The sequence below is a fragment of the Mesorhizobium sp. M7A.F.Ca.CA.001.10.2.1 genome (genome assembly GCF_003998575.1).
GTDB lineage: Bacteria > Pseudomonadota > Alphaproteobacteria > Rhizobiales > Rhizobiaceae > Mesorhizobium.
On record NZ_RZQY01001268.1, the window covers coordinates 1 to 605 of the forward strand.

At 62.6% G+C, this 605-nt stretch carries 2 pseudogenes; both read right to left on the reverse strand.

Going from position 1 to position 605, the window contains the following annotated elements:
- A pseudogene (locus tag EN964_RS39315) lies at nucleotides 1–117 on the reverse strand (alpha-glucoside ABC transporter permease); the annotation flags it as partial.
- Nucleotides 118–343: 226 nt separating this feature from the next.
- A pseudogene (locus EN964_RS36565) lies at nucleotides 344–605 on the reverse strand (alpha-glucoside ABC transporter substrate-binding protein); the annotation flags it as partial.

A 605-nucleotide genomic window follows, 5' to 3' on the forward strand; every position in this document is an offset into this window, starting at 1 on the left:
GACGCCGCGTGACGGGAATATCAGGTCGACCAGTTTGTTGGCGCCCCAGAAATAGGCGACGCAACCGCCGACGCCGACGATGATGACTGTTATGGCCGAGAAAATCTGAGCCGCCATGGGTCCCTCTCCCCCTGCGCATGACCCGACAAGGAATGACCTTGGTAACGGAGACCAGGCGCCGATTCAGTTGTTTGGAGCGCGTCATCGGCGGCTTGCGCACATTGCCGATCGCGCTTCATTTCAATGCGCTCATGACGAAAGGCTGCGGCACGGGCCGCCGTCGGATCCGGGCCAGTACGGTCCGGATCCAGTGCGAGAATGGTGGTCGCTTACATGCCGACCGCTACTTGATCGCGTCCCAGCTCTTCTGGATGTCGGTGGCGACGTCCTGCGCCGACTTGCCGCCGACCAGGTCGATCATGCCGGTCCAGAACGCGCCGGCGCCGATCTTGCCCGGCATCAGGTCGGAACCGTCGAAGCGGAAAGTCGAGGCATTGGCGAGGATTTCGCCCTGCTTCTTCAGCGCGTCGCTGGCATAGGCATCCTTGTTGACCGACTTGAGCGGCGTCACGAAGCCGCCTTCGGCCATCCAGATCTCGTGGGCG